This window comes from Colwellia sp. MB02u-9 (assembly GCF_014077085.1).
Classification (GTDB): Bacteria; Pseudomonadota; Gammaproteobacteria; order Enterobacterales; family Alteromonadaceae; genus Cognaticolwellia.
Genome location: NZ_JACGVF010000097.1, coordinates 63,720 through 85,490, shown reverse-complemented (window position 1 = coordinate 85,490; position 21,771 = coordinate 63,720). Strand labels below are relative to the sequence as shown.

The 21,771-nt window shown below is 40.3% G+C and carries 20 protein-coding genes and 3 riboswitches; of the genes, 8 read left to right on the top strand and 12 right to left on the bottom strand.

Going from position 1 to position 21,771, the window contains the following annotated elements; translation table 11 throughout:
- Position 1: 1 nt before the first annotated feature.
- The gene (locus H4J65_RS13485; RefSeq protein ID WP_182198534.1) at positions 2-811 is read right to left on the bottom strand and encodes a cobalamin-binding protein; all 810 of its coding nucleotides are present in this window, start codon (positions 809-811) and stop codon (positions 2-4) included.
- Between the two features lie 481 nt (positions 812-1,292).
- Positions 1,293-1,488, top strand: a riboswitch (cobalamin riboswitch).
- A 162-nt stretch (positions 1,489-1,650) separates the two neighbouring features.
- On the opposite strand from H4J65_RS13485, the gene H4J65_RS13480 reads away from it, so the two are divergent.
- Complete coding sequence (locus H4J65_RS13480; RefSeq protein ID WP_182198533.1) at positions 1,651-2,070, top strand: hypothetical protein; 420 nt, start codon at positions 1,651-1,653, stop codon at positions 2,068-2,070.
- A 22-nt stretch (positions 2,071-2,092) separates the two neighbouring features.
- A riboswitch (cobalamin riboswitch) is annotated at positions 2,093-2,267 on the top strand.
- 54 nt (positions 2,268-2,321) lie between these two features.
- Complete coding sequence (locus tag H4J65_RS13475) at positions 2,322-4,175, top strand: TonB-dependent receptor domain-containing protein (RefSeq protein ID WP_182198532.1); 1,854 nt, start codon at positions 2,322-2,324, stop codon at positions 4,173-4,175.
- Positions 4,176-4,311: 136 nt separating this feature from the next.
- Here H4J65_RS13475 and H4J65_RS13470 read toward each other — a convergent pair whose 3' ends face one another.
- The gene (locus H4J65_RS13470) at positions 4,312-5,430 is read right to left on the bottom strand and encodes a phosphotransferase enzyme family protein (RefSeq protein WP_182198531.1); all 1,119 of its coding nucleotides are present in this window, start codon (positions 5,428-5,430) and stop codon (positions 4,312-4,314) included.
- Positions 5,431-5,878: 448 nt separating this feature from the next.
- Positions 5,879-6,709, bottom strand: a complete 831-nt coding sequence (locus H4J65_RS13465; protein ID WP_182198530.1) for a LysR family transcriptional regulator — start codon at positions 6,707-6,709, stop codon at positions 5,879-5,881.
- A gap of 233 nt (positions 6,710-6,942) precedes the next feature.
- Here H4J65_RS13465 and H4J65_RS13460 point away from each other — a divergent pair, with 233 nt between their 5' ends.
- The 3 genes from H4J65_RS13460 (at position 6,943) to argR (ending at position 10,839) form a co-directional block, all read left to right on the top strand.
- A complete protein-coding gene (locus H4J65_RS13460) occupies positions 6,943-9,147 on the top strand; it encodes an alpha-ketoacid dehydrogenase subunit alpha/beta (protein WP_182198529.1) in 2,205 nt (734 codons plus the stop codon).
- The gene (locus H4J65_RS13455; RefSeq protein ID WP_259367616.1) at positions 9,144-10,235 is read left to right on the top strand and encodes an ACP S-malonyltransferase; all 1,092 of its coding nucleotides are present in this window, start codon (positions 9,144-9,146) and stop codon (positions 10,233-10,235) included. Before H4J65_RS13460 ends, H4J65_RS13455 begins: the two co-directional genes overlap by 4 nt.
- Positions 10,236-10,359: 124 nt before the next feature.
- Positions 10,360-10,839, top strand: a complete 480-nt coding sequence (gene argR / locus H4J65_RS13450) for a transcriptional regulator ArgR (protein WP_220460973.1) — start codon at positions 10,360-10,362, stop codon at positions 10,837-10,839.
- A gap of 530 nt (positions 10,840-11,369) precedes the next feature.
- On the opposite strand, the gene H4J65_RS13445 is transcribed toward argR, so the two are convergent.
- Positions 11,370-12,458 carry an aldose epimerase family protein gene (locus H4J65_RS13445; protein ID WP_182198528.1) on the bottom strand — a complete coding sequence of 363 codons (1,089 nt, stop codon included), beginning with the start codon at positions 12,456-12,458 and terminating at the stop codon, positions 11,370-11,372.
- 139 nt (positions 12,459-12,597) lie between these two features.
- Positions 12,598-13,569 carry an octaprenyl diphosphate synthase gene (ispB, locus tag H4J65_RS13440; RefSeq protein ID WP_182198527.1) on the bottom strand — a complete coding sequence of 324 codons (972 nt, stop codon included), beginning with the start codon at positions 13,567-13,569 and terminating at the stop codon, positions 12,598-12,600.
- Positions 13,570-13,810: 241 nt separating this feature from the next.
- On the opposite strand from ispB, the gene rplU reads away from it, so the two are divergent.
- From rplU to cgtA, 3 genes are all read left to right on the top strand, one after another.
- Positions 13,811-14,122 (top strand): 50S ribosomal protein L21, encoded by a 312-nt coding sequence (rplU, locus tag H4J65_RS13435; protein ID WP_077285540.1) that lies wholly within the window; start codon positions 13,811-13,813, stop codon positions 14,120-14,122.
- A gap of 16 nt (positions 14,123-14,138) precedes the next feature.
- Positions 14,139-14,396: a 50S ribosomal protein L27 gene (rpmA, locus tag H4J65_RS13430; RefSeq protein ID WP_182130220.1), complete on the top strand. Its 258-nt coding sequence runs from the start codon at positions 14,139-14,141 to the stop codon at positions 14,394-14,396.
- Between the two features lie 168 nt (positions 14,397-14,564).
- Complete coding sequence (cgtA, locus tag H4J65_RS13425; protein WP_182184542.1) at positions 14,565-15,725, top strand: Obg family GTPase CgtA; 1,161 nt, start codon at positions 14,565-14,567, stop codon at positions 15,723-15,725.
- Between the two features lie 174 nt (positions 15,726-15,899).
- Here the strand turns inward: cgtA and H4J65_RS13420 are convergent, their stop codons facing one another.
- The 7 genes from H4J65_RS13420 to moaA form a co-directional block, all read right to left on the bottom strand.
- The gene (locus H4J65_RS13420; protein ID WP_182138230.1) at positions 15,900-16,646 is read right to left on the bottom strand and encodes a HesA/MoeB/ThiF family protein; all 747 of its coding nucleotides are present in this window, start codon (positions 16,644-16,646) and stop codon (positions 15,900-15,902) included.
- Positions 16,639-17,853: a molybdenum ABC transporter ATP-binding protein gene (gene modC / locus H4J65_RS13415; protein WP_182198526.1), complete on the bottom strand. Its 1,215-nt coding sequence runs from the start codon at positions 17,851-17,853 to the stop codon at positions 16,639-16,641. The genes H4J65_RS13420 and modC overlap by 8 nt, the downstream gene beginning before the upstream one ends.
- The gene (gene modB / locus H4J65_RS13410; protein WP_182198525.1) at positions 17,850-18,548 is read right to left on the bottom strand and encodes a molybdate ABC transporter permease subunit; all 699 of its coding nucleotides are present in this window, start codon (positions 18,546-18,548) and stop codon (positions 17,850-17,852) included. The genes modC and modB overlap by 4 nt, the downstream gene beginning before the upstream one ends.
- Positions 18,541-19,368, bottom strand: a complete 828-nt coding sequence (gene modA, locus H4J65_RS13405; protein ID WP_182198524.1) for a molybdate ABC transporter substrate-binding protein — start codon at positions 19,366-19,368, stop codon at positions 18,541-18,543. Before modA ends, modB begins: the two co-directional genes overlap by 8 nt.
- Before the next feature lie 35 nt (positions 19,369-19,403).
- Positions 19,404-19,934, bottom strand: coding sequence for a molybdenum cofactor biosynthesis protein B (moaB, locus tag H4J65_RS13400; RefSeq protein WP_182198523.1), 531 nt, complete (start codon positions 19,932-19,934; stop codon positions 19,404-19,406).
- A complete protein-coding gene (locus H4J65_RS13395; RefSeq protein WP_182198522.1) occupies positions 19,927-20,589 on the bottom strand; it encodes a molybdenum cofactor guanylyltransferase in 663 nt (220 codons plus the stop codon). Before H4J65_RS13395 ends, moaB begins: the two co-directional genes overlap by 8 nt.
- Positions 20,589-21,560, bottom strand: coding sequence for a GTP 3',8-cyclase MoaA (gene moaA / locus H4J65_RS13390; protein ID WP_182198521.1), 972 nt, complete (start codon positions 21,558-21,560; stop codon positions 20,589-20,591). The genes H4J65_RS13395 and moaA overlap by 1 nt, the downstream gene beginning before the upstream one ends.
- Positions 21,547-21,708: riboswitch (molybdenum cofactor riboswitch) on the bottom strand. It overlaps the preceding gene by 14 nt.
- Between the last annotated feature and the right edge of the window lie 63 nt (positions 21,709-21,771).

Genomic DNA, 21,771 nt, shown 5'->3' with positions numbered 1-21,771 from the left:
ATTACGCGCGTTCGGCCCATTGTTTGATAATGTTGGCTAGTTGTTCAACACCGTCAGTTAATGCTGCGGGTCCTGGTTGTAAAATATCGGTAGAGTTTATCTCATAGATGTCACCATTTTTTATCGCAGGTATTGCTTGCCAACCCGCTCTAGAGGTAACTTTTTCTTTATCAAATTTACGACCACACCAAGAGGCAATGTAGATATCAGGCTGTTTGGCAATAACATCACTGGGGTTTGCCACAATGCGGTTCTTGGCTAAGGACTGGCCGGAAAACTCTTGATAACAGTCTATACCACCGGCAATTTCTATTAGCTCACTTACCCAGCCAATGCCGGTGATAATAGGGTCAAACCATTCTTCAAAATAAACTTTTGGGCGCACAGGCAATTTGGCTGCTTGTTGTTTAATTTTGCGTAAATTATGTTGTAAGTCGCTGACTAACTTATCGCCTTTTTCTGGTTGACCGATTAAGCCTGATAAGGTGCGTATCATCTGCAAAATTTCACTGACACTGCGATGATTAAAGCAATGCACTTGTATACCTTCTTTGATTAAATCGGCAACAATATCGGCTTGCATATCAGAAAAGGCCAGCACTAAATCTGGTTTTAGTGCGAGTATTTTTTCTGTTCTTGCGGTGATGTAAGCACTTACTTTTGTTTTTTCTTTTCGCGCGCGTTCAGGGCGCATGGTATAAGCTGAAATGCCAATAATGCGATGATCTTCTTCCATCAGATAAAGTGCTTCGGTGGTTTCTTCTGTTAAGCAGATAATTCGTTCTGGCCATTTAGGTTCAGCAACTGGCATTATGTATTTTCCTTGTTGACTCGCTGTTGTCTTACTATCAGTCTTGTTACTAGTATTCGCCTTGCTATGAACTATGTATCGCCATGAGCTAGCTGTTATTAGGCTGAGTACTTTTTACTTTATCAAAAACAGAGACACAATGATTAATTTTTTAATTATCCTAGGGGCTATTATTGGCCGACTCGATGTTAACGCATCATAACTAAGTACTTAATGCGCTAAACTTGTTTGCTATATTTTTCGGCATTATCGGGTGAAAATTGGCTTGAATTGACGCTTTAACGATAAGTTGTTAGTTGTTGAGTTTAACGGCCATGGAGACAAAATAAAGCTAATCAGTTAACTTTTATGCTTAGGAATCCGGTGATATTATTTTGAAAAAGTGAGGATATTTATATTCTTAACAGCCCAGTGAATAAAAAATAAACCTTGCTATTTCGCTCTAGCTGTCGATAATCGCGCCATTAATTAAATAATGTCATATTCAATTTTACTTTTTTATGTTTTGAAAGCGTAATAAAATAAAGCTGGGAATGTGGTGAAAGTCCACAACTGTACCCGCAACTGTAAACAGAGCGATATATTAACCACTAAATCTTTTGGCTAAAAGTGATTTGGGAAGGGATATATCTAGATGCTGTAAGTCAGGATACCAGGTGAATTATGATCATTAGTTACCACGTCGAGCGGGTTACTCGGGCATTGGATATTTTATCTATTTTCATTTATACCACCTCAGTGGTGAAGATGAATTTGCTCGCTATATCGCTAAACCTTATCGACGTTAATCACATATATCGGCCAACTGATGTTGGGTTTGATACTCGTTAGGCGTTGCAATGTTTGATATGAAAGCTGTTAGTCACCCACACTCAGAAAAAATTCAAACGCTTATCTATGGTAAAGTTAAACCATTAAATATCAGCACTTTGGGTAAACTCAAACACTTAACTAAGCATTTAACTAAGCACATGGCTAAAGTTCAGCTGACGGTTAAGGTTTGTTATGTGCCTAATCATCTTCATCAGAAGTTACACTTCAACTCTGCCCATTTTACAGGTGTTGCTATTGCGGCCAGTAAAGTCACCAAACAAATGAATAACCAAGTGCACCAAGCCATGGTTGATATTAATCAACATCGAGAAATACAACTTGAGCGATTAGCTGATGTCTGTCAGCAGCATTTAGTTAGGGATAAAATTTACGACATGATTAATCAAGGTGTCGATACGCCGAGTAATAAGCTGTCAACTCACTAAGACGAAAAAATTTAAACAAGCGACAGTAACTGAACACTTTAGTGACTGTTTTACATAGTAAGTTCGAGGGAAGAAAATGAAATTTTTTCACTGCCCCCGCAACGGTAATCATAGTGTTAAGCGTTTTATTTTTATAAAGATATATTGATAGAAAGCGTGGCCATGTTAGTCCGAGCACTTTAACTTGCATAATTAAACTGCGCTTAAGCGCGGTAATAAAATGGTGCGGAGGGCATCGTTAATGAGGTCATATGAACATTAAACAAAACAATTTTTTCAAAAAATCACTATTATCACTTGCCGTTATCAGTGCTATGTCGACAGCTTTTGTCGCTTCAGCAAGCACCGAAAGTAAGGCAAAAGATATTGAAGTATTAACCGTAACGGCAACCCGTACACACCTAAATATTGACGATGCGCTGACTAGTCAAGTGGTTATTACACGTGCAGATATCGAGCTAGCTAACCCAATTTCATTTTTAGATTTATTATCTACAGTACCCAGTATTGATATTGCCACTAATGGCGGTAGAGGGCAAAACGCCTCAATTTTTATGCGTGGCACCAACTCAGATCATACCTTAATACTGATTGATGGTGTGCGAGTGAGTTCTGCCACATCGGGCGGTACAAATTTAAATACCATTTCGCCAGAGATGATCGAGCGTATTGAAATCGTGCAAGGCCCACGTGCAGCATTGTGGGGCTCAGACGCTATTGGCGGTGTTATTCAAATATTTACTCGTCAGTTATCAGCGGGAGAGTTGTTTGCCGGTGCTAGTTTTGGTACTGACAACTATCAAAAGTATAAAGCTGGCGCAGGTATTAGCCATGGTGACGGCCAAACGACTATCACCGTCAGTAAAGAAGAAAGTGATGGTTATGATGTTCAAGAAGGCGCTGAAACTGATGATGACGGTTACGACTTTACCTCGGTAGCGATTAGAGGTCAGCAAAAAATCACGGAAGATTTTTCAGTAGAGTGGTTGTTATCAAGTGATAGTGGCGACAATGAATATGATGGTTATTATAATGGCTCTGATTTTAACAATCATGCGTGGTTAGTTCGCGGCAATTATGCGACCAGTATTAAAGGTGTAAATAACAAGACCGTTTTTTCTGTTGGCCAAAGTCGTGACAGTATCGACAGCTTAAGTAATGGCCTTTCACAAGGGATTTTTGAAACCCGTCGCAATCAATACTCGATTGTTAATAACAGCCAGCTTTCTGATGATCTGCAAGTTAATATTGGTGTCGATTATTATCAAGACGATGTTTCTAAAAGTAGCATAGTTTTTGACAAAGAAGAAAGAGACACCACAGGTGTTTTTGCCCATACCTTATATACTGAAAATGCATGGACATTTGAAGCGACATTAAGACACGACAGTGTTGAAGATGTTAACTCAGAAAATACTTATAATTTCGGCGTCGGTCATAAAGTTGATGAAGATACTCGCGTGGTACTTAATTATGGTACTGGCTTTAAAGTGCCGACTTATAATGATTTATTCTATCCAGGCTTTGGTACGCCAACACTTGATTCAGAGCTTTCTGAAACGGTAGAGTTGTTTTTCGAAACAAAAATTGCTGAAGTTAACACCAGTGTTAGCTTATACCGTTCAAAAATTGATGACTTAATTGGTCAAAAAGATGGTGTGGCAGCAAACTTCAAAAAAGTTGAAATTAATGGTCTTGAACTCTCAGCCAACTATGCTGGCTTTGGTGGTATGCATGACGTTAATCTTTCTTATACGGATGCCGAAGATCAATCGACAACAGATAATACTGGGCGCTTAAGTTATGAGCAGTTGATTCGTCGCGCGAAAGAAAAATTCAACTATAAATTTGTCACCACAGTGAATGCAGTAGACGTTTACGCAGAATATCAATTTGTTGGTGCAAGAGAAGATGCCGTATTCGGCATTGGTAAGGTTGATTTAGCGAGTTATCAATTAATTAATTTAGGGCTGAACTACGATGTATCTCACAATTTTAGCGTTTCTTCTCGTATTACTAATTTATTAGATAAAGCGTATCAAACGGCGAGTGGCTTCAACAGCCAAGAACGCGCACTTTATCTTGGTATTACTTATCACAACTAAGTTGTATTGACCTGTCGGGAGTTATTATTGCTTAGCGCTTTTGAAAAAGTATTGAAAGCGCTTTTAAAGGAGTGATGAAATAGCCCTGTAAATAAAAAAAGGCACCCTCTATAACACTAGGGTGCCTTTTTTTATACTATGTGTTGGATGTGGGCGCTGATAACACTATGTTAGTTAATAATGCTTCTTGTTGGCAAAACAAGCGATAAAGCTGTAATTGATTTTTTGCTCTGACTAAATTGTGGCTGGCGTAAGTGGTTTTAAAGTACTGATCGCCATTTAAAAAGTCAGTTAAAAATCGAATACTGAGCATAAATGGCATCAATTTAATGCCAAAGATTAAACTTCTGCGTTCAATTTCGCTGAGCGAGCCATTAAAACCTTCAATGTAGGCGTTGGTTAACGCGGTTAATATCTCAAAATTAATGCTCATATTATCGAGTTCAGCGCTATCTTCGGCAATTGACGGACAACAGCTGCGTACCATATCGCCAAAATCATGCATCAGATAACCTGGCATACAGGTATCTAGATCAATCACGGCCACGGGCTGGTTGGTTGCTTTGCTAAAAAGTAGATTGTTAATTTTAGTGTCGTTATGGGTAACACGTAAGGGCAATTTTTTAGTGATTTCAGCAATACTGTCGATAAAAGTTTGCTGAGATTGAATAAAGGTAATACTTGTCTGAGCGGCTGCTAATCTTGTATCTTCAGCGCTTGCTACTGCTTGTTGAAATTGTTTTATTCGTATGGATAAATCATGAAAATTTGCAATGATTTCAGCTAATTCTTCACTGTTAAAATCACTGAGTGCGGCAGTAAATTGTGCAAAGGCGCTGGCCACTACACTGGCTTGCTCGACGCTAGTTATTGACTCTAAGGTATAACACTGGGGAATATAATGCAGGCTACGCCAATATTGCCCTTGTACTTTAACATGATTTTTATTATCTATGCTGCGCAGCTGATAAATCGGTATTAAAGGGTAGCTTTTATTGTCAGACTTAATTTTTAAGTGTGCGCTAATCAGGTCGGCATTATCAGTTACTTGCCGCGGCGCATTAAAAACTTGTTGATTTAAATGTTGTAAAACGAATTTTTTATCAAGCGTTTGCACTAAGTAAGTGTTATTGATCAGGCCATTGCCGAGCAAAGTAATTTTGCAATTTTCTATAGCATAACCAAATTGTGCTAATACCTGTGCGAGTAATTTATGAGGTAAGGCTAAAATCATAGGATGTTTTTTTATTGACAATAAGGCGCTATAAATACGCGAAATCTTATCACTATAAAGCGTTCGACATATTAAGCGTTCGACATATAAACAGTCGAAATGTTAAGTTACCAACATATTAAGAGATAGTCGCCAAGATGAAAAGTGTTCTTTTGCTATTAATGTTTGAGAAAAAAGAGGCCAAGCTAGCGACAGATAACTTTTTGCATTGATATTGCCTTTATATTTGCCATGCTTTACCTTCTGCAGTCCTCATTCTTTTCTCCCTGTGAGATGTTTCTTGTTTTTACAGGGAGGAAACAATGAGAAAAGAAGGAGAAAATATTTAATATATGGCAGGGCTGCGAGGGTGTTATGTTAAAGGCGAAAGCATTTTATATTAGCTGTGCTTTACCTCCTACAGTTCTCATTCTTTTCTCCCTGTGAGATTTTTTATTTTTACAGAAAGAAAACAAGCAGGTAACCAAGGCTAGTGTGCATGTTTGCGCGCTAAACGCTTTAAATTATCGATAGCTTCAGATGATTTTGTATAGGCGAGGACAATTTCTCTGGTCAGTTGTAAGCCAACTATCGGTCTAAACACCACGTCACTGCGCTTAATAATTTCACTATGTGCCGGTAAAAATGCACAACCTAAACCCGCATGTACCAAACCAAGGGCATAATCTATGGTGGTGATTTTTGCTCGCACATCAAGACTAATACCTGCCAGTGCTAAAGTGTCTTGTAAGTTATTCCAAGCACTGCAAGGTGTGCGTTGAATAAAAGGTAAGCCATCGAGCTGCTTTAACGTTACGGTATCCTTGAGTGCTAATACGTGATCGTAAGGCAATACTAGCAAGTAGTCTTCTTGCCACATATTGATATATTGTTCACTCTCATGCAGTTCGTCTTTTAAAATAATACGTGCATCAACTTTATCGGTATGAGGGACTAAGGTCAGCTCAACCAAAGGATTGGCTGAGGTAAAATCTTTTAATAGCAGGCTCATGCGCTCAACACCTAAACCTCGGGTTACGCCTAAGTTAAACGGCTGTTTATCGGTTTTTTCTGAAAACACATTTTTGATTGCCCCCGCTTGTCCTAGCAGTTGCTTGGCTAACGGAAAAAGTTTTTCCCCTTGCTCTGACGGCGTTACACCACGGGCATGACGAATAAAAAGTTGCACACTAAGTTGTTGCTCTAATTGTGCTATTGCTGCCGATATTGACGGTTGGGCAATAAAGCAGGTTTTTGCCGCCGCACTAAAGCTTTTTAACTCATAGACGGCAATAAAATAATTCAGTGATTTTAAATCCATAATAATCTTGGTTACTTTAGTGTGGTTATCGTTATTGGTGACGTTATCAGAAAAGGTATAGGAAAAAACTATAGCAGATAAAGAAAAAGAATATTTTAACTTTGGCTGGTTTTTGCTTATTATTTTTGTACTTTGTTTTACATGCTTTTTTTTAGCGTTTGTTTGATAGCTTAAATCGTCTTACAAGACTAATTTTAAACTACAACAATAATAACTATCCCCGTGGAGATATGATGTCTGATCGCAATCAATTGGTGAATGAAAACTTTATCAATTTTGTTCGAGCACGAACTTTACCTGAATCAAGTTGTGCTTTAAGCCCTAATGATGTGGGACTAAGTTCAGCTGAAGTGATTGACCTATTTGAAACGCAAGTCATGAGTCGCCACCTTGATTTGCAGTCACGCGTGATGCAGAAAAAAGGTCAAAGTTTTTATACTATTGGTAGCTCTGGCCATGAGGGCAATGCCGCTTATGCCAAGGCATTTCGCCCGACAGACATGGCCTTTCTACATTATCGCAGTGCCGCGTTTGTTATACAGCGTAGTAAGCAAGTACCCGGACAAACCATTTTATACGACATGCTGTTGTCATTTGCGGCCTCAAAAGATGATCCTATTTCTGGTGGTCGTCATAAGGTGCTCGGGAGTAAAGCACTCGCTATTCCTCCACAAACTAGCACTATAGCGTCACATTTACCCAAAGCCATGGGCGCTGCTTTTAGTATTCCGTTAGCAGAGCGTTTAGCCCATCAAGGCGAAATTCCCAATGATGGCGTGATTATTTGTAATTTTGGTGATGCTTCATCGAACCATTCCACTACACAAGGGGCAATTAATAGCACAGCTTGGGCAGCCTATCAGTCGATTCCTATGCCGATTGTTTTTGTCTGTGAAGATAACGGCATTGGTATTTCAACCGCCACCCCAGAAGGTTGGATTGCGGCTAATTATGAAAACAGAGCCGGTTTAACTTATCTCTATTGTGACGGCCTGAATATTTTAGATACTTATCAAACCGCCAAAAAAGCGGAACGTATTGCTCGAGAATTGCGTAAGCCGGTGTTTTTACATATTCGCACCGTGCGTATACTGGGCCATGCGGGGTCTGATGCTGAGTTTGTTTACCGTGATATGGCGGATATTACCGCGACTGAATTTCAAGACCCGCTATTACACACGGCGCGTATTATTTTAGAAAACAATCTATTAAATCCAGAAGAGCTGATTGAAATTTACCTAGATGTTGAAAGTCGCATTGCGGTGATTGCTGAAAATGCCGCGAGCAAAGACAAGCTGACCAGCGCTGAGGCGATCATGGCGAGCATTGTCCCTCAGGTGCATAAAGCACCCAGTTCAATCGCGGTGAGCGAGGAAACCCGCAAAGAAATTTTTAAGCATGAGCAACATAATCTGCCGAAAAAACAGCATTTGGCAAAATTGATTAATTGGACCTTGATGGACTTGATGGCTGAGTACCCCAATATTGTGATGTGCGGTGAAGATATTGGCAAAAAAGGCGGTGTTTATAACGTTACGGCTAAACTATGCGAACGTTTTAGCAAGAACCGAGTGATCAATACCTTATTAGATGAGCAAACAATTTTAGGTACCGCGATTGGTTTAGCGCATAACGGTTTTTTACCTATCCCTGAAATTCAATTTTTGGCTTATGTGCATAACGCGGAAGATCAAATTCGTGGTGAAGCGGCTACCTTGCCCTTTTTCTCCAATGGCCAGTTTACTAACCCTATGGTGATCCGCATTGCGGGTTTAGCTTACCAAAAAGGTTTTGGTGGTCATTTTCATAATGATAACTCTTTTGCTGTATTTCGCGATATTCCTGGCTTGATCATTGCCTGTCCGTCAAATGGCGCAGATGCGGTTGAAATGATGCGCGCCAGTGTGCGCTTAGCGCAAGAGCAGCAACGCATGGTGATATTTTTAGAGCCAATAGCCTTATACATGGCGAAAGACCTACATCAAGAAGGTGATGGCTTATGGACCTTTGAATACCAAACGCCAGCATTGGCAGACAAGCGCATTGATTTAGGCGTTAAGGTTGCCGGCTCAGGCAAGCAAGTGTGTATTTTAACTTATGGCAATGGCAATTATTTATCGCGTCAAGCACAAGCAAAACTAGCCAAGCAGGGCATTGAAGCGCGCGTGGTTGATTTACGTTGGTTAGCTCCGCTTGATGAACAAGGTATTTTGGCGCAAGTAAATGCTTGTGAGCATGTGCTGATTGTCGATGAATGTCGTCAAACGGGCTCAATTAGCGAAGCCTTAGTGACCTTAATTCATGAACAAGCAAGCAACGACACTAAAATTAAACGCGTTACCGCCAGTGACAGCTTTATTCCTCTTGGCGCAGCGGCTTATGAAGTGTTGCCATCGGTGGAAAATATTGTCGATGCTGCCAAGGAGATTTGCCAATGAGTTCGTCAGTTAACAATAGCGCTGAAACAAGCGTAAAAAAAATGCCTAACACTAAGCAAAGAGTAGTAGTTATTTGTCCTGGTCGTGGTACCTACAATAAAGAAGAGCTGGGTTATTTACAGCGTTTACACAGTGATAAAACTGAAATAACTTCATTGATTGATGATTTTCGTGAGCGCCAAGGGCAAATAAAAGTTGCTGAACTTGACGGTATGGAAAATTACAGCATGCGTACACATACGGCTGGCGAAAATGCCTCTGCACTTATTTATGCTTGTGCGCTAGCAGACTTTCAAGCGATTAATAAAGACCAGTTTGATATTGTTGCGGTGACAGGAAACTCTATGGGTTGGTACATCGCGTTAGCGGTTGCAGGCGCTTTAAAGCCAGATAAAGCTATCGAGTTAATTAATACTATGGGCTCGATGATGACAACAGGGCTTATTGGCGGGCAAATGATTTACCCGATCATTAACGATGATTGGCAAGTTGATCCAGCGCAAGAGCAAAAAGTAATGCAATGGTTGGCACAAGCAAATCAACAAAGTGATTGTGAAGTTTATCTGTCAATTAAGCTCGGTGGCTACCTTGTTTTTGGCGGCAATAAAGCGGGGTTAAAAGCCTTAGAGCATTTACTACCTGTGATACAAGACCGCTACCCGATGTATTTGTTTAACCATGCGGCTTTTCATACGCCGCTGCTTGATGAGGTTTCAAAACGTGCAATGTCGTTAATGTCAGCTGAACTGTTTAATGCCCCCGAAATACCGTTAATCGATGGTTTAGGACAAGTGTGGCAACCTTATAGTTGTGATGCTGAGCAGTTATATCACTACACGCTTGCTACCCAAGTGGTTGAGCCTTATAACTTTTCAAAAGCGATAGAAGTGGCCATTAAAGAGTTTGCGCCAGATAAGCTGATTATTTTAGGCCCAGGTGCGACCTTAGGCGGTGCTGTAGCGCAAAGCTTGATCAGTCATCATTGGCTTAACTTAGAAAGTAAGGCTGACTTTATCGCTCAGCAAAAACAAGATCCCTTTATACTTGCTATGGGTTTAGCTGAACAACGTAAAAAGGTTGTAAAATAAGCCTTATCTCGACAGGTATTATTTCAAGCTAAGTAGCGTTTACAATTTTGGTGTAAAATAAAATAGCCGAAAAAATATTTATTTTATACAATAGACAAAAGCAATTTCCGTTTCGAGTTAATTAATGATCACAAGCCGTAAAAAAAATGAAGCAGAGTTAGTACTCGCGTTTAAAGCATTACTAAAAGAACAGTGCTATGGCTCACAAAGTCAACTTGCTGAGGCATTAGCCGAGCAAGGCTTTAAGAATATGTCGCAGGCGAAAATTTCACGCTTGTTATCTAAACTTGGCGCAGTGAAAATGCGAAATGCGAATGATCAAGTGGTTTATATTCTGCCAGATGAGTTAGCCGTACCCAAATCAAAGCAAGCTATTCAATCTGTGGTGATCAGTGTCAAACATAATAATATGCAGATTATTTTAAAAACAGGGATTGGTGGCGCACCATTAATTTCAAGAATGCTAGATAGTTTAGGTGAATCAACCGGTATTTTAGGGACGTTAGCAGGTGACGACACCATATTTATTGCACCAACAGATATTAATCGTATTGATGAAATAACTAAAGATATCAGCTTGTTGTTAGGTGTTTCAACCCAATAGTTTTAAGCTGTCAATTAGCCGTTCTTTGTAGGTTGGACTTTAGTCCAACATCTTGATTTAGCAATATATTCAGCATGATAATCCATCATGCTAACCGCCTATTCGACGACATAAATACGAGCTAAAAATAGTTTTAAGCTGTCAGTTCTAAGCTGTCAGTCAGCAGAAAATAGCGATAAACCTAGTTGCCAGTTTTTTGTAGGTTCGTTGCAGGTTCTTTGTAGGTTGGACTTTAGTCCAACATCTTGATTTAGCGATATATTCAGCATGATAATCCATCATGCTAACCGCCTATTCGACAGCATAAATACGAGCTACAAATAGTTTTAAGCTGTCAGTTCTGAGCTATCAGTCAGCAGAAAATAGCGATAAGTGTAGTTGCCAGTTTTGTGCAGGTTCTTTGTAGGTTGGACTTTAGTCCAACATCTTGATTTAGCAATATATTCAGCATGATAATCCATAATGCTAACCGCCTATTCGACGACATAAACGCGAACCCATAACAAGCACTGATGCATAGGTAATTCACGTTATACCGTTTCAAACACAAAGCGAGTTTGGCTATAAAAAGGCTGTTCTGGCCGCACTATGGTGTTGTTTATATTAGCGCCGTTAATACGGGTAGCTAAGTTTTGCGGTTCAAAACAAAAGGCTGAATGTTGTTGATAAACGCAGTGTTCTTTACCTGTTTGGCTGCCATCAATATAATTAGCTGTGTATAAAATCAAGCAAGGTTGAGCGCTATACATAGTTAATTGCCGGCCAGAGTTAGGTTCAAATGCTCTTGCTGAAAATATTTCACCACTGATAACATTATCATTGCTTAACCAATAATTGTCGTATCCTTTAGCGATAATCACTTGTTCGTCGTTTGAATTAATGTTTTTACCTAAAGCGGATAACTGACTGAAGTCGTGCGCGCTATTTAGCACGGCTCTAATTTCACCTGTTGGGTAAATATCTTCATTCATCGGTAAAAAATAATCAGCATTTATTTGAATCTGGTGCTGATAAATATCACCAGAATTATGCCCAGCGAGGTTGAAATAGCTATGCTGAGTTAGGTTAATTACGGTAGTTTTATCGGTATTGGCAAAGTATTCAACGGCTAGTTCGTTGCGACAATTAAGGCTATATTTTACTGTGAACTCTACATTACCTGGAAAACCGTTATCACCATCAGGGCTGGTATGTTGCAGTATTAAACTGACTTTTTCAGCCGAACTTTCAGTGGTTGCCTGCCAGAGTTTTTTGTTGAGCGCCTTGTGACCACCATGAAGCTGATTGTCATTATTATTGATATCAAGCTGATAAGTTTTATCGTCAATAGACAAGAGTCCTTGATCTATCCTACCGGCATAACGGCCAATAATAGCACCTAAATAATAAGGGTCATTTTCATAAGCTTTAATGTCATCGTAACCCAAGACAATATCGCTTGAAACAGCATTTTTATCTAAGGTTTCCAAGGCAACAATAATGCCGCCGTAATTGCTTATTTTTACTCGAACACCGTGAGTATTTGATAAGGTGAAAAGTGCTGCGCTTTCGCCATTACTTAAAGTGCCAAAGGCGCGTTGAGTAATGCTTAGGCGGTTAATTTTGGGTTGGCTTGGCATGCTTTATATCACGATCAAAAATAATAAGAAGACTATAGCAAATATTTTTATGGTTTTACTAGCGCGACAAAATCATCTCAAGAAATAAATATAAACAACAGTTAGTTATAAAATAACTGTTGTTTATTTGGCCAGAGATTTAATGGCTGCGATTAGCGGCTATATGGGCTAATGAAATTAAGGCTTGTTTGTATGCTGACTCAGGCAGTATGGCAATCGCATTAATGGCTTTATCTGCTTCTTGCTCGGCTTTATCTTGGGTATAGACTAAAGCGCCCGTTTCTTTCATGGCGGCGAGTATATCGTCTAAATGCTCCATACCATCGCCATGCTCAATCGCGCTGCGGATCATACTTTTTTGTTGTTCATTGCCATGTGCCATAGCGTATAAAAGTGGCAGGGTAGGCTTACCTTCAGCGAGATCATCGCCAACATTTTTGCCCATGGCTTGTGCATCAGCGGTATAATCCATAATGTCATCAACAAGCTGAAAGGCAGTGCCTAAATGTTTACCATAATTTAGCATGGCGGTTTCTGTTGCTTGATCTTGTTTGGCAATGACCGCAGCAAGTCGCGTGGCGGCTTCAAATAATTTAGCTGTTTTGCAGTAAATAACCTTCATGTAGCTATCTTCTGTGGTGTCGGGGTCATTACAATTCATTAATTGCAGCACTTCACCTTCAGCAATGATATTGGTTGCATCGGATAAAATATCCATGATGTTTAAGTTACGTAACTCACTCATCATTTGAAATGAGCGAGAATACAAAAAATCACCTACCAAGACACTAGCACTGTTACCAAACATAGCATTGGCGGTTTCACGGCCTCGGCGCATATTTGACTCATCTACAACGTCGTCATGTAGTAAGGTTGAGGTATGGATAAACTCAACTATTGCTGCAAGTTGTAAATGCTCATTGCCTTGATAGCCAATAGCTCTTGCCGCTAATACCGTGAGTAGGGGACGCATACGTTTACCACCACCATTAATAATATAAACGCCTAATTGATTAATCAGCGCCACATCAGAATGAAGTTTTGAAAAGATAAGATCGTTGACAGCTGTCATGTCTTGTTGAGCCAAAGCTTGGATATTTTTGATATTCATAGAACGTAACAAGTTACCTTAGATGTACTTTAGTGTTAGAATACTAGTAATTTCACGGGGTAATTTTACACGAATTTCATGACGATAGAAGTTTTCCGAGTGATAAGTTTTTAGTTTAGTAAAAATAATAATAAATCATTACTTTTATGCTTGCTCTGACTGATTTCTTCGCGTAGAATTCGCGCCCTATAATTTTAAATTTAAGCGTCGTCCCTAGATGATGACGCAGTACGGAGTAGCTATGTACGCGGTATTCCAAAGCGGTGGTAAACAGCATCGTGTAACTGAAGGCCAAACAGTTCGTTTAGAGAAGATTGAACTTGAAATTGGTGCTGCAGTAGAATTCGAAAACGTTTTAATGATCGCCGATGGCGAGAGCATCAATGTAGGCGCGCCTTACATTGCTGGTGGTAAAGTTGTTGCTGAGGTTGTAAACCAAGGTCGCGCTGACAAAGTTAAAATTGTTAAATTCAAACGTCGTAAGCATTCACGCAAAGAAGCGGGCCATCGTCAATGGTTCACTGAAGTGAAAATTACTGGCATTAACGGCTAACTAGGAGCGATTTACAATGGCACATAAGAAAGCTGCGGGTAGTACACGTAACGGTCGTGATTCAGAAGCAAAACGCCTAGGTGTTAAGCGTTTTGGCGGCGAAGCCGTTTTAGCGGGTAACATTATTGTTCGTCAACGTGGTACTCGTTTCCACGCTGGTAGCAACATGGGTATCGGTAAAGACCACACTCTATTTGCTTTATCTGATGGTAAAGTACAATTTGAAGTAAAAGGTCCTAAAAACCGCAAGTTTGTAAGTATTGTTGCTGAGTAGTAATACGCAAACTTATAAAGCCCTGCTTTTACGCAGGGTTTTTTTTTGCAGGTAATTTATAGTTATTCGTTACAAATTGTATAAAAAATGACATTTTTCAAAACTATTTGAAATAAATCATTTATAATATGTAGCAGAAAATAAAATTTTGGAGTGTTTTAAAACACCATGAAATTCGTAGATGAAGTAGAAATTCGCGTAGAGGCCGGAGACGGTGGCAATGGTTTAGCCAGTTTTCGTAAAGAAAAGTTTATTGAGTTCGGTGGACCAAACGGCGGCGACGGCGGTGATGGCGGCGATGTTTATTTAATTGCTGATGAAAGCTGGAATACACTAATCGATTACCGTTTTGAAAAATTTCATCGCGCGAAACGTGGTGAAAATGGCAGAAGCCGTGACTGCACCGGTAGAGGCTCAGAAGACTTGTACTTAAAAGTTCCTATAGGTACACGTGCTGCAGATATTGATACTGGTGAGCAATTAGGTGATTTAACTCATCATGAGCAAAAGCTATTGGTCGCCAAGGGCGGTTGGCATGGTTTGGGTAATACACGTTTTAAAAGTAGTACCAATCGTGCACCACGCCAGAAAACTGATGGTACCCCAGGCGAAATTCGCAACTTAAGACTTGAGTTGTTGTTGCTTGCTGATGTTGGTTTACTCGGTTTACCAAACGCAGGTAAGTCTACTTTAATTCGCAGTGTTTCGGCCGCGAAGCCAAAAGTAGCTGACTACCCGTTTACCACCCTAGTGCCAAATTTAGGCGTTGTGCGCTTAGACCCTCAACGTAGCTTCGTTATTGCCGATATTCCAGGCTTAATTGAAGGTGCCGCTGACGGCGCAGGTTTAGGTACACAGTTTCTAAAACACTTAGAACGCTGTCGTATTTTATTGCATGTGGTTGATGTCATGCCAGTTGACTGTTCAGACCCATTAGAGAATGCAAAAACTATTATTGGCGAATTAGAAACACATTCTTCAGAGCTTGCTGGCAAACCACGCTGGTTAGTCTTCAACAAGTTAGACTTGTTACTTGAAGAAGAAGCAAAAGAAATTACTGAGCGGGTTATTGAAGGCTTAGGCTGGACAGGTGAAGTTCGCAGTATTTCAGCGGTTAATCGCACCGGTACTGACGATTTGTGTCAAGGTGTCATGGGCTTTATTGAAGCCTTACCACCAGAAGAAGAAGCTGCACCTGTTGATGGTAAAACTGTTGAGTTTAAATGGGATAGCTATCATGAAGATACTATTGCAGAACTCGAAGATGATCTTGATGATGAAGATTGGGATGAAGACGATTACGACGTAGAAGTTGAATATCGTAAGTAATTCTTGATCTAAACTGAGTTGATCTAAACTTAGCTGATCTAAGCTGAGTTCAGTTTACGCCTTAACCATAGGCTTAAACGTCAAAGAAAAATCTTAAAAGGTGGCTTGTTTTAGCTGATAAGCCACCAGTCTTACCCAATAAATTCCATATACCCCATTATACCCCGTTAAAATTTATCCTGAGCAAATAGGGCAGTTAGCCTGCTTTTTTAGGGTGAATTGCTGCCATGAATTATGTAAACCATCAAAAATATTTAATTGATTTGTGGCGACTGCATGGCCAGTTAAAAACTTAATGGCTTGCAATGCTTGCATACCACCAATAATAGCCAGTACTGGGCCTAATATGCCGATGGTTTGGCAATTATTTTCTGGCGGCTTTTTATGGGCAGGAAATAAACATTGATAACATGCACTGTCAGCTATGTTCGGGTTAACAAACATATGTTGTCCGTCAAAGCCGGTTGCGGCGCCAATAATTAAAGGCTTTTTATGTTCGATACACTTTTGATTAATTAAATAACGGCTGTTGATGTTGTCAGTGCAGTCAAGCACTAAATCAACCAGTGGCAGATAGTAATCAGCCAGTTCTGCATCAAGCATTTCATCGAGCACTTCAATGTTGGTAGCGCTATTAAGCTGTTGCAACTTCTCTGCACTGGTATCGGCTTTATTTTGGCCAATATCTGTTTCGGTAAACAATATTTGCCGGTGCAGGTTGCTAAGTTCAATATTGTCGCCATCGGCTAAGTAAATATTACCGACACCGGCGGCATTTAAATAAAGACTAGCAGGGTTACCTAAACCACCGACACCGATAATTAATACACTGGCCTTTTTAAGGGCTTGTTGACCTTGTTCGCCAATGTTTTTTAACATGGTTTGACGACTAAAACGTAATTTTTCTTGGTTGCTAAGCATTGGCTGTTGGCTCCGTAAAATAATAACTATGTACGGCATTGGCTTTAAATTGAATATACACCTTTGACTCTGTGGTTAGCGCCATACGTTTTGCTGACCATAAACTTATTTGGGCGTAAAACTCTTGCTCGTTAGCTTTCAATGTCACTAACGCATTGGTTTTGTTGTATTGTATTACGCTAATGCTTGCCGGTAGGTGATTTACAATCGAGCTGTGCTCGGGTTTGGTTTTACTGATGCTAATATCGCGCGCATAAATAATGCAAGGTAATTGCTGAGAAATTAAGCGCTGATTATTGCTGTGTTCTAGTATGGGTAAGTAGATATTATGGTTTTTGCTTGTGCTTTTTGTTGCCGGTAGCGTCAGTCGAGTTAGGCCGTAATCAGGTAAATGTTCAGTAATAGTTAATGACAAACTGGTTTTAGGGCTAGTTTCACCACGGCTGTTTAGCTGGTGAATTGCTTGGTGAATAGGGGCTACTTGGGTTATTTTTCCTGCTGAAACTACCACCAATTGATCGGCGATATATTGTAACTCGCTTAAACTGTGACTGACATAAAGCATAGGCAACTGAAGCTGTTGTTGAATGGCTTTTAATATCGTCAACATTTGTGCTTTAGTGCTTTTATCTAAGGCACTAAAAGGCTCGTCCAATAACAATAATTTAGGCTCGGCTAATAGCGCCCTAGCAATCGATACTCTTTGTTTTTCACCACCAGACAGTAGCGTGACATTTTGATGCTGAAGTTGGTTTAATTTCGTTAATTCCAGTACCTTTTCAATGGTCAGTTGTCGGTTGGTTTGGCGTTTTGCGCCATAAGCTAAGTTTTGGTAAACACTTAAGTGTGGAAATAAACGACTGTCTTGAAAAACTAGCCCAATCTGTCTTTTCTCCGCTTTAATAAAAGCTTTGTTGTCGCTATCTTGTAGCACTGTGCCATTTAATGATATTTGGCCTTTTGCTCGCGGTTCAAGGCCAGCAATAACGCGCAGTAGGCTTGATTTTCCTGAGCCAGAATCACCATAAATACCGGTAATCGCTGAAATGCTAATATTTTGTTTAATGTTTATTTCAAGATGGCTAAACGCCAATTTAAACGCCAAGGCTAATGTTGAGGGGGCAGCACGTTTTGGCTGTGCAACGGCTAGCTGTTCGTCGCTTACACTTATATTGCTTGAGTTATGTGAGTTGTCTATGCGGCTCATAGTTTCACAGTCCCTTGCTGCTTTTTATTGAAGTTATTACCCAATAAATAAACCAAAGACAAGAGTATTAATGAGGCAATTAATAACCCGGCCGAGAGCAGGTGGGCGTTAGCGTAATTAAAGGCTTCAACATGATCGAATAAAGCGATAGAGAGTACCCGGGTTTCACCAGGAATATTACCGCCAATCATCAGCACCACGCCAAATTCACCCACGGTATGGGCAAAACCTAATGTGGTTGCCGTAATAAAGCTGGCCTTAGTTAACGGTAGTACCACACTGAAGAAACGATCTATCGGACCAGCACCCAGCATAGCGGCTGCCTCAAGGTGGTGATCACCTAGCTGTTCAAAAGCTTTTTGTAAGGGTTGTACAACAAAGGGTAGTGAATAGAGTACTGAGCCTATAACAATAGCGCTAAAACTAAAGGCGAGCTGGCTGCCCGTTGCACTTTGCCACACCTGTCCTGGTAAGGAGGTTGGTGAAAAGGCTAACAGTAAGTAAAAGCCTAATACGGTGGGCGGCAATACTAAGGGTAAAGCGACCACGGCCTCAAAAAAAACTTTGAATCGACTTTGCCACTTGGCTAAATACCACGCCATTGGCGTACCTATTATGAGTAAGATAACCGTAGTCACCGCCGCCATTTTCAAGGTGGTGATAAGCGCGAGTAAGTCGGCTGAAATATCAGTCATATTGTGCATTGACCCGGTTATTTTTTTCTATCAATGGTATTGATTTTATCGGTAAATAACCGAGTTTTACTAATTTCTCTTGGTTATCTTCCTGTAAAATAAAATCACTGATTTGCTGTGCTAATTTGACTTGTTGGCTAGATTTAATAATCACTAATTGCTGGGCAATGGGCTGATAATATTCAGGCGGAATAATGATCCCTTGATACTTATTCATGGCTAATTGGCTGTACGCCACAATACCAAACGGCACAGCTTGACTGCGAACTTGTTGAAAGGTTTGGTTGATATTCATGCCGGTGATTAAATTGTTTTTAACCTGCGGCCAGAGCGATAATTTTGTTAACGCCTGTTGAGCCGCCTTGCCATAGGGGGCGGTATCTGGATTGGCAATAGCTAACTTACCGGAATAATGATTAAGCTCACTTAAGCCAGATAATGCTCGAGTAGCTGACCACAAAGCAATTTGCCCGTAGGCATAAGTTTTGCGACTGTCGGCTATTATTAGCTTTTCTTGTTCAAGTAATTCAGCTCGTGTTGAATCGGCAGATAAAAACAAATCAAAGGGTGCACCGTGTTTTATTTGCAGATATAAGGTACCGGTCGCTGCGCTGATCATTTGAACGTCAATAGCGTCTTTGTTGGGTAGGTTAGCCAGCAATATTTTAAGGGCAGGCGCAAAGTTTGCTGCTACCGCGATACGTAAGGGCTTAGTTTGTTTTGGTTTGTCGAGTGCACAAGCATAGCTGGCTTGTAAGGCCAGCCAAATAATGCATAGCGGGAGTAACTTTTGTCTTAACTTTTGTATTAGTTTTGGCATTAGCTTCTGCATGAGTGCTATCGATATAGCTGATGCTATGTAAACTTTAGGTGCGGTACAAAGTTACAGGGGCGATGACTCGCATCCAGTTGCTCAACAATTAATTTGTCCCAAGCCGTTTTACAAGCATTGGTCGAACCGGGTACAGATAGAATGACTGTGCTATTTGCCATACCACCAAAGGCGCGAGATTGAATGGTTGAAGTGCCAATTTCAGCTAAAGAAATTGTTCTAAATACTTCACCAAAACCTTCAATGTCTTTGTCAAATAAAGGTAATAACGCTTCTGGTGTATTGTCTCTTGCAGTAAAACCTGTGCCGCCAGTGGTCAATATTACCTGTATAGCGTCGTCGGCGATCCATTGAGAAACTACAGCGCGTAGTTGGTAAACATCGTCTTTTGAAATTGCTTTAGCGGCTAAGCTATGGCCTGCTGCTTGTAATCGTTCAACGAGTGCCTGGCCCGAGGTGTCGTTGTGTTCTTCTCGGGTATCTGAAACAGTTAATACGGCGATATTTAATGGTACGAAGCCATCGCCACAATGAATAGAAGATTTGCTAGACATGAGATTTCCTTTGCAAAGATAATAAATGTTGTGCCTGTTGCCATTGCTCAGGCGTATTGGTGTTAAATAAACATTTGCTGTTTTTTGGTGTAACCACCTTATGCGGAATTTGTGCTAATAAACTGCGCACAGAAGGCCCGGTCAAATTTCGCTTACTGGCTGCTTTATCCGCACTGATTTGTTCATGACTAAAGCTTGTTTTTGACTTTAGTTGTGAATGCGGCTTGGTTAAAAGTTGTTGAAAAAACTGTTCAACAAAGGCATTCACCGGTAAATACAAGGGCAAGTAATTATCAGTAAAGTAGCAAGCTTGGTGACTCAATTCGCCCACTTGCTTTAATCTTGCAAGTTCTACCGAGGTCATTAAAGGTAAATCTACCGGTAAAATTAATAGTGCTTGGGGTTTAAATTGTTTGATAATACTTTGAATACCACCAAGGGGGCCGAGGTTGGCAACGAGATCGTCAATACCTTGTTCACCACCACTCACCAGTACTTGTGAACTGCCGGCAGCTTTGAGTAAAGACATGCTGTAACTGAGCATGTCTTGTTTTTCCCGTTGCAAGCTGGCTTTATCTTGTCCCATACGGGAAGATTTACCGCCAGCTAAAACCACACCTAAGCAGGGTTGAAATAAGGTATTTGCCACCGCCATTAACCGCCCAACATAGCTAAGTTTTTCGTTGCGCCAGTCAGCTTCTCATGTAAAAAGTGCGTTTCTTTTTTATCAGTCAACATACTGGTGATAGCCGCTTTTAAAGGCTCAACATCATCAGTTTTCAAGTAGTCTTTCAACGATAAGCCTTGTTCAGTAAATAAACATAAATGTAACTTACCTATGGCACTTATTCGTAAGCGATTACAGGTATTACAAAAATCTTTAGAGTAAGGCATGATCAAGCCAATTTTACCGGCATAGTCAGGGTGAGAAAACTCTTGTGCGGGTCCTGCCGCCTTGTCATTAATAACGGGTAACCAGCCATCTAAAATCAGATTTTGTTTTATGCGTGAGCCTTGAACGTGTTGAGCATCAAAAAATTCTTTATTATCACCCGTTTGCATTAATTCAATAAAGCGTAAGGTAATGGGGGTGTCTTTTAACCAGGCTAAATAACTGGCGATGTCGTAGCCATTATATTCACGCATTAATACGGTATTAACTTTAACATCTATATTGCCTGCCGCCACCGCCATATCAATACCTTTGAGGATATGTTTAAGCTTGTCGTGGCCAGTAATAGCATGGAATTGTCTTGGGTCTAAAGTATCAATACTGATATTTATGGCATCAATGCCGGCATCTATCCAAGCCGGTAAATGTTCAGGAAGTTTGTAACCATTGCTGGTGATAGCAACCTTTTTAATGCCTGGTGTTTGCTTACATCGGGCAATAATTTCAGGTAAGTCTTTACGTAAAGAGGGCTCACCACCGGTAATACGAATTTTTTCCGTACCCATAGCAGAAAACGCCGAAGCTAAGCGGGTTATTTCAGGCAGTGTAAGAAATTTTCTATCATTGTCACATTGATAGCCATTGGGCAAACAATAGTCGCAGCTAAAATTGCATACGTCAGTGATTGATAGGCGCAAGTAGTAAAACTTGCGACCGAAGTTGTCTGTTAACATGTCACCTTTCCAATGTCGGGAGGTAAACAAGTTTCCTTGTTAACCCTGGCAAACTCAAATTAAAACTCAAATTTGGTTTACGGCTAAAACAGCATGTTAGTTGCACAGCAACAAATTTAGCTAAGATAGCTCGGCGAAAAAAAATAATATCTATATCATCTATCTAAATATTTTATATTGTCTACTTGTAAGCATAGTATGATTGCAATCA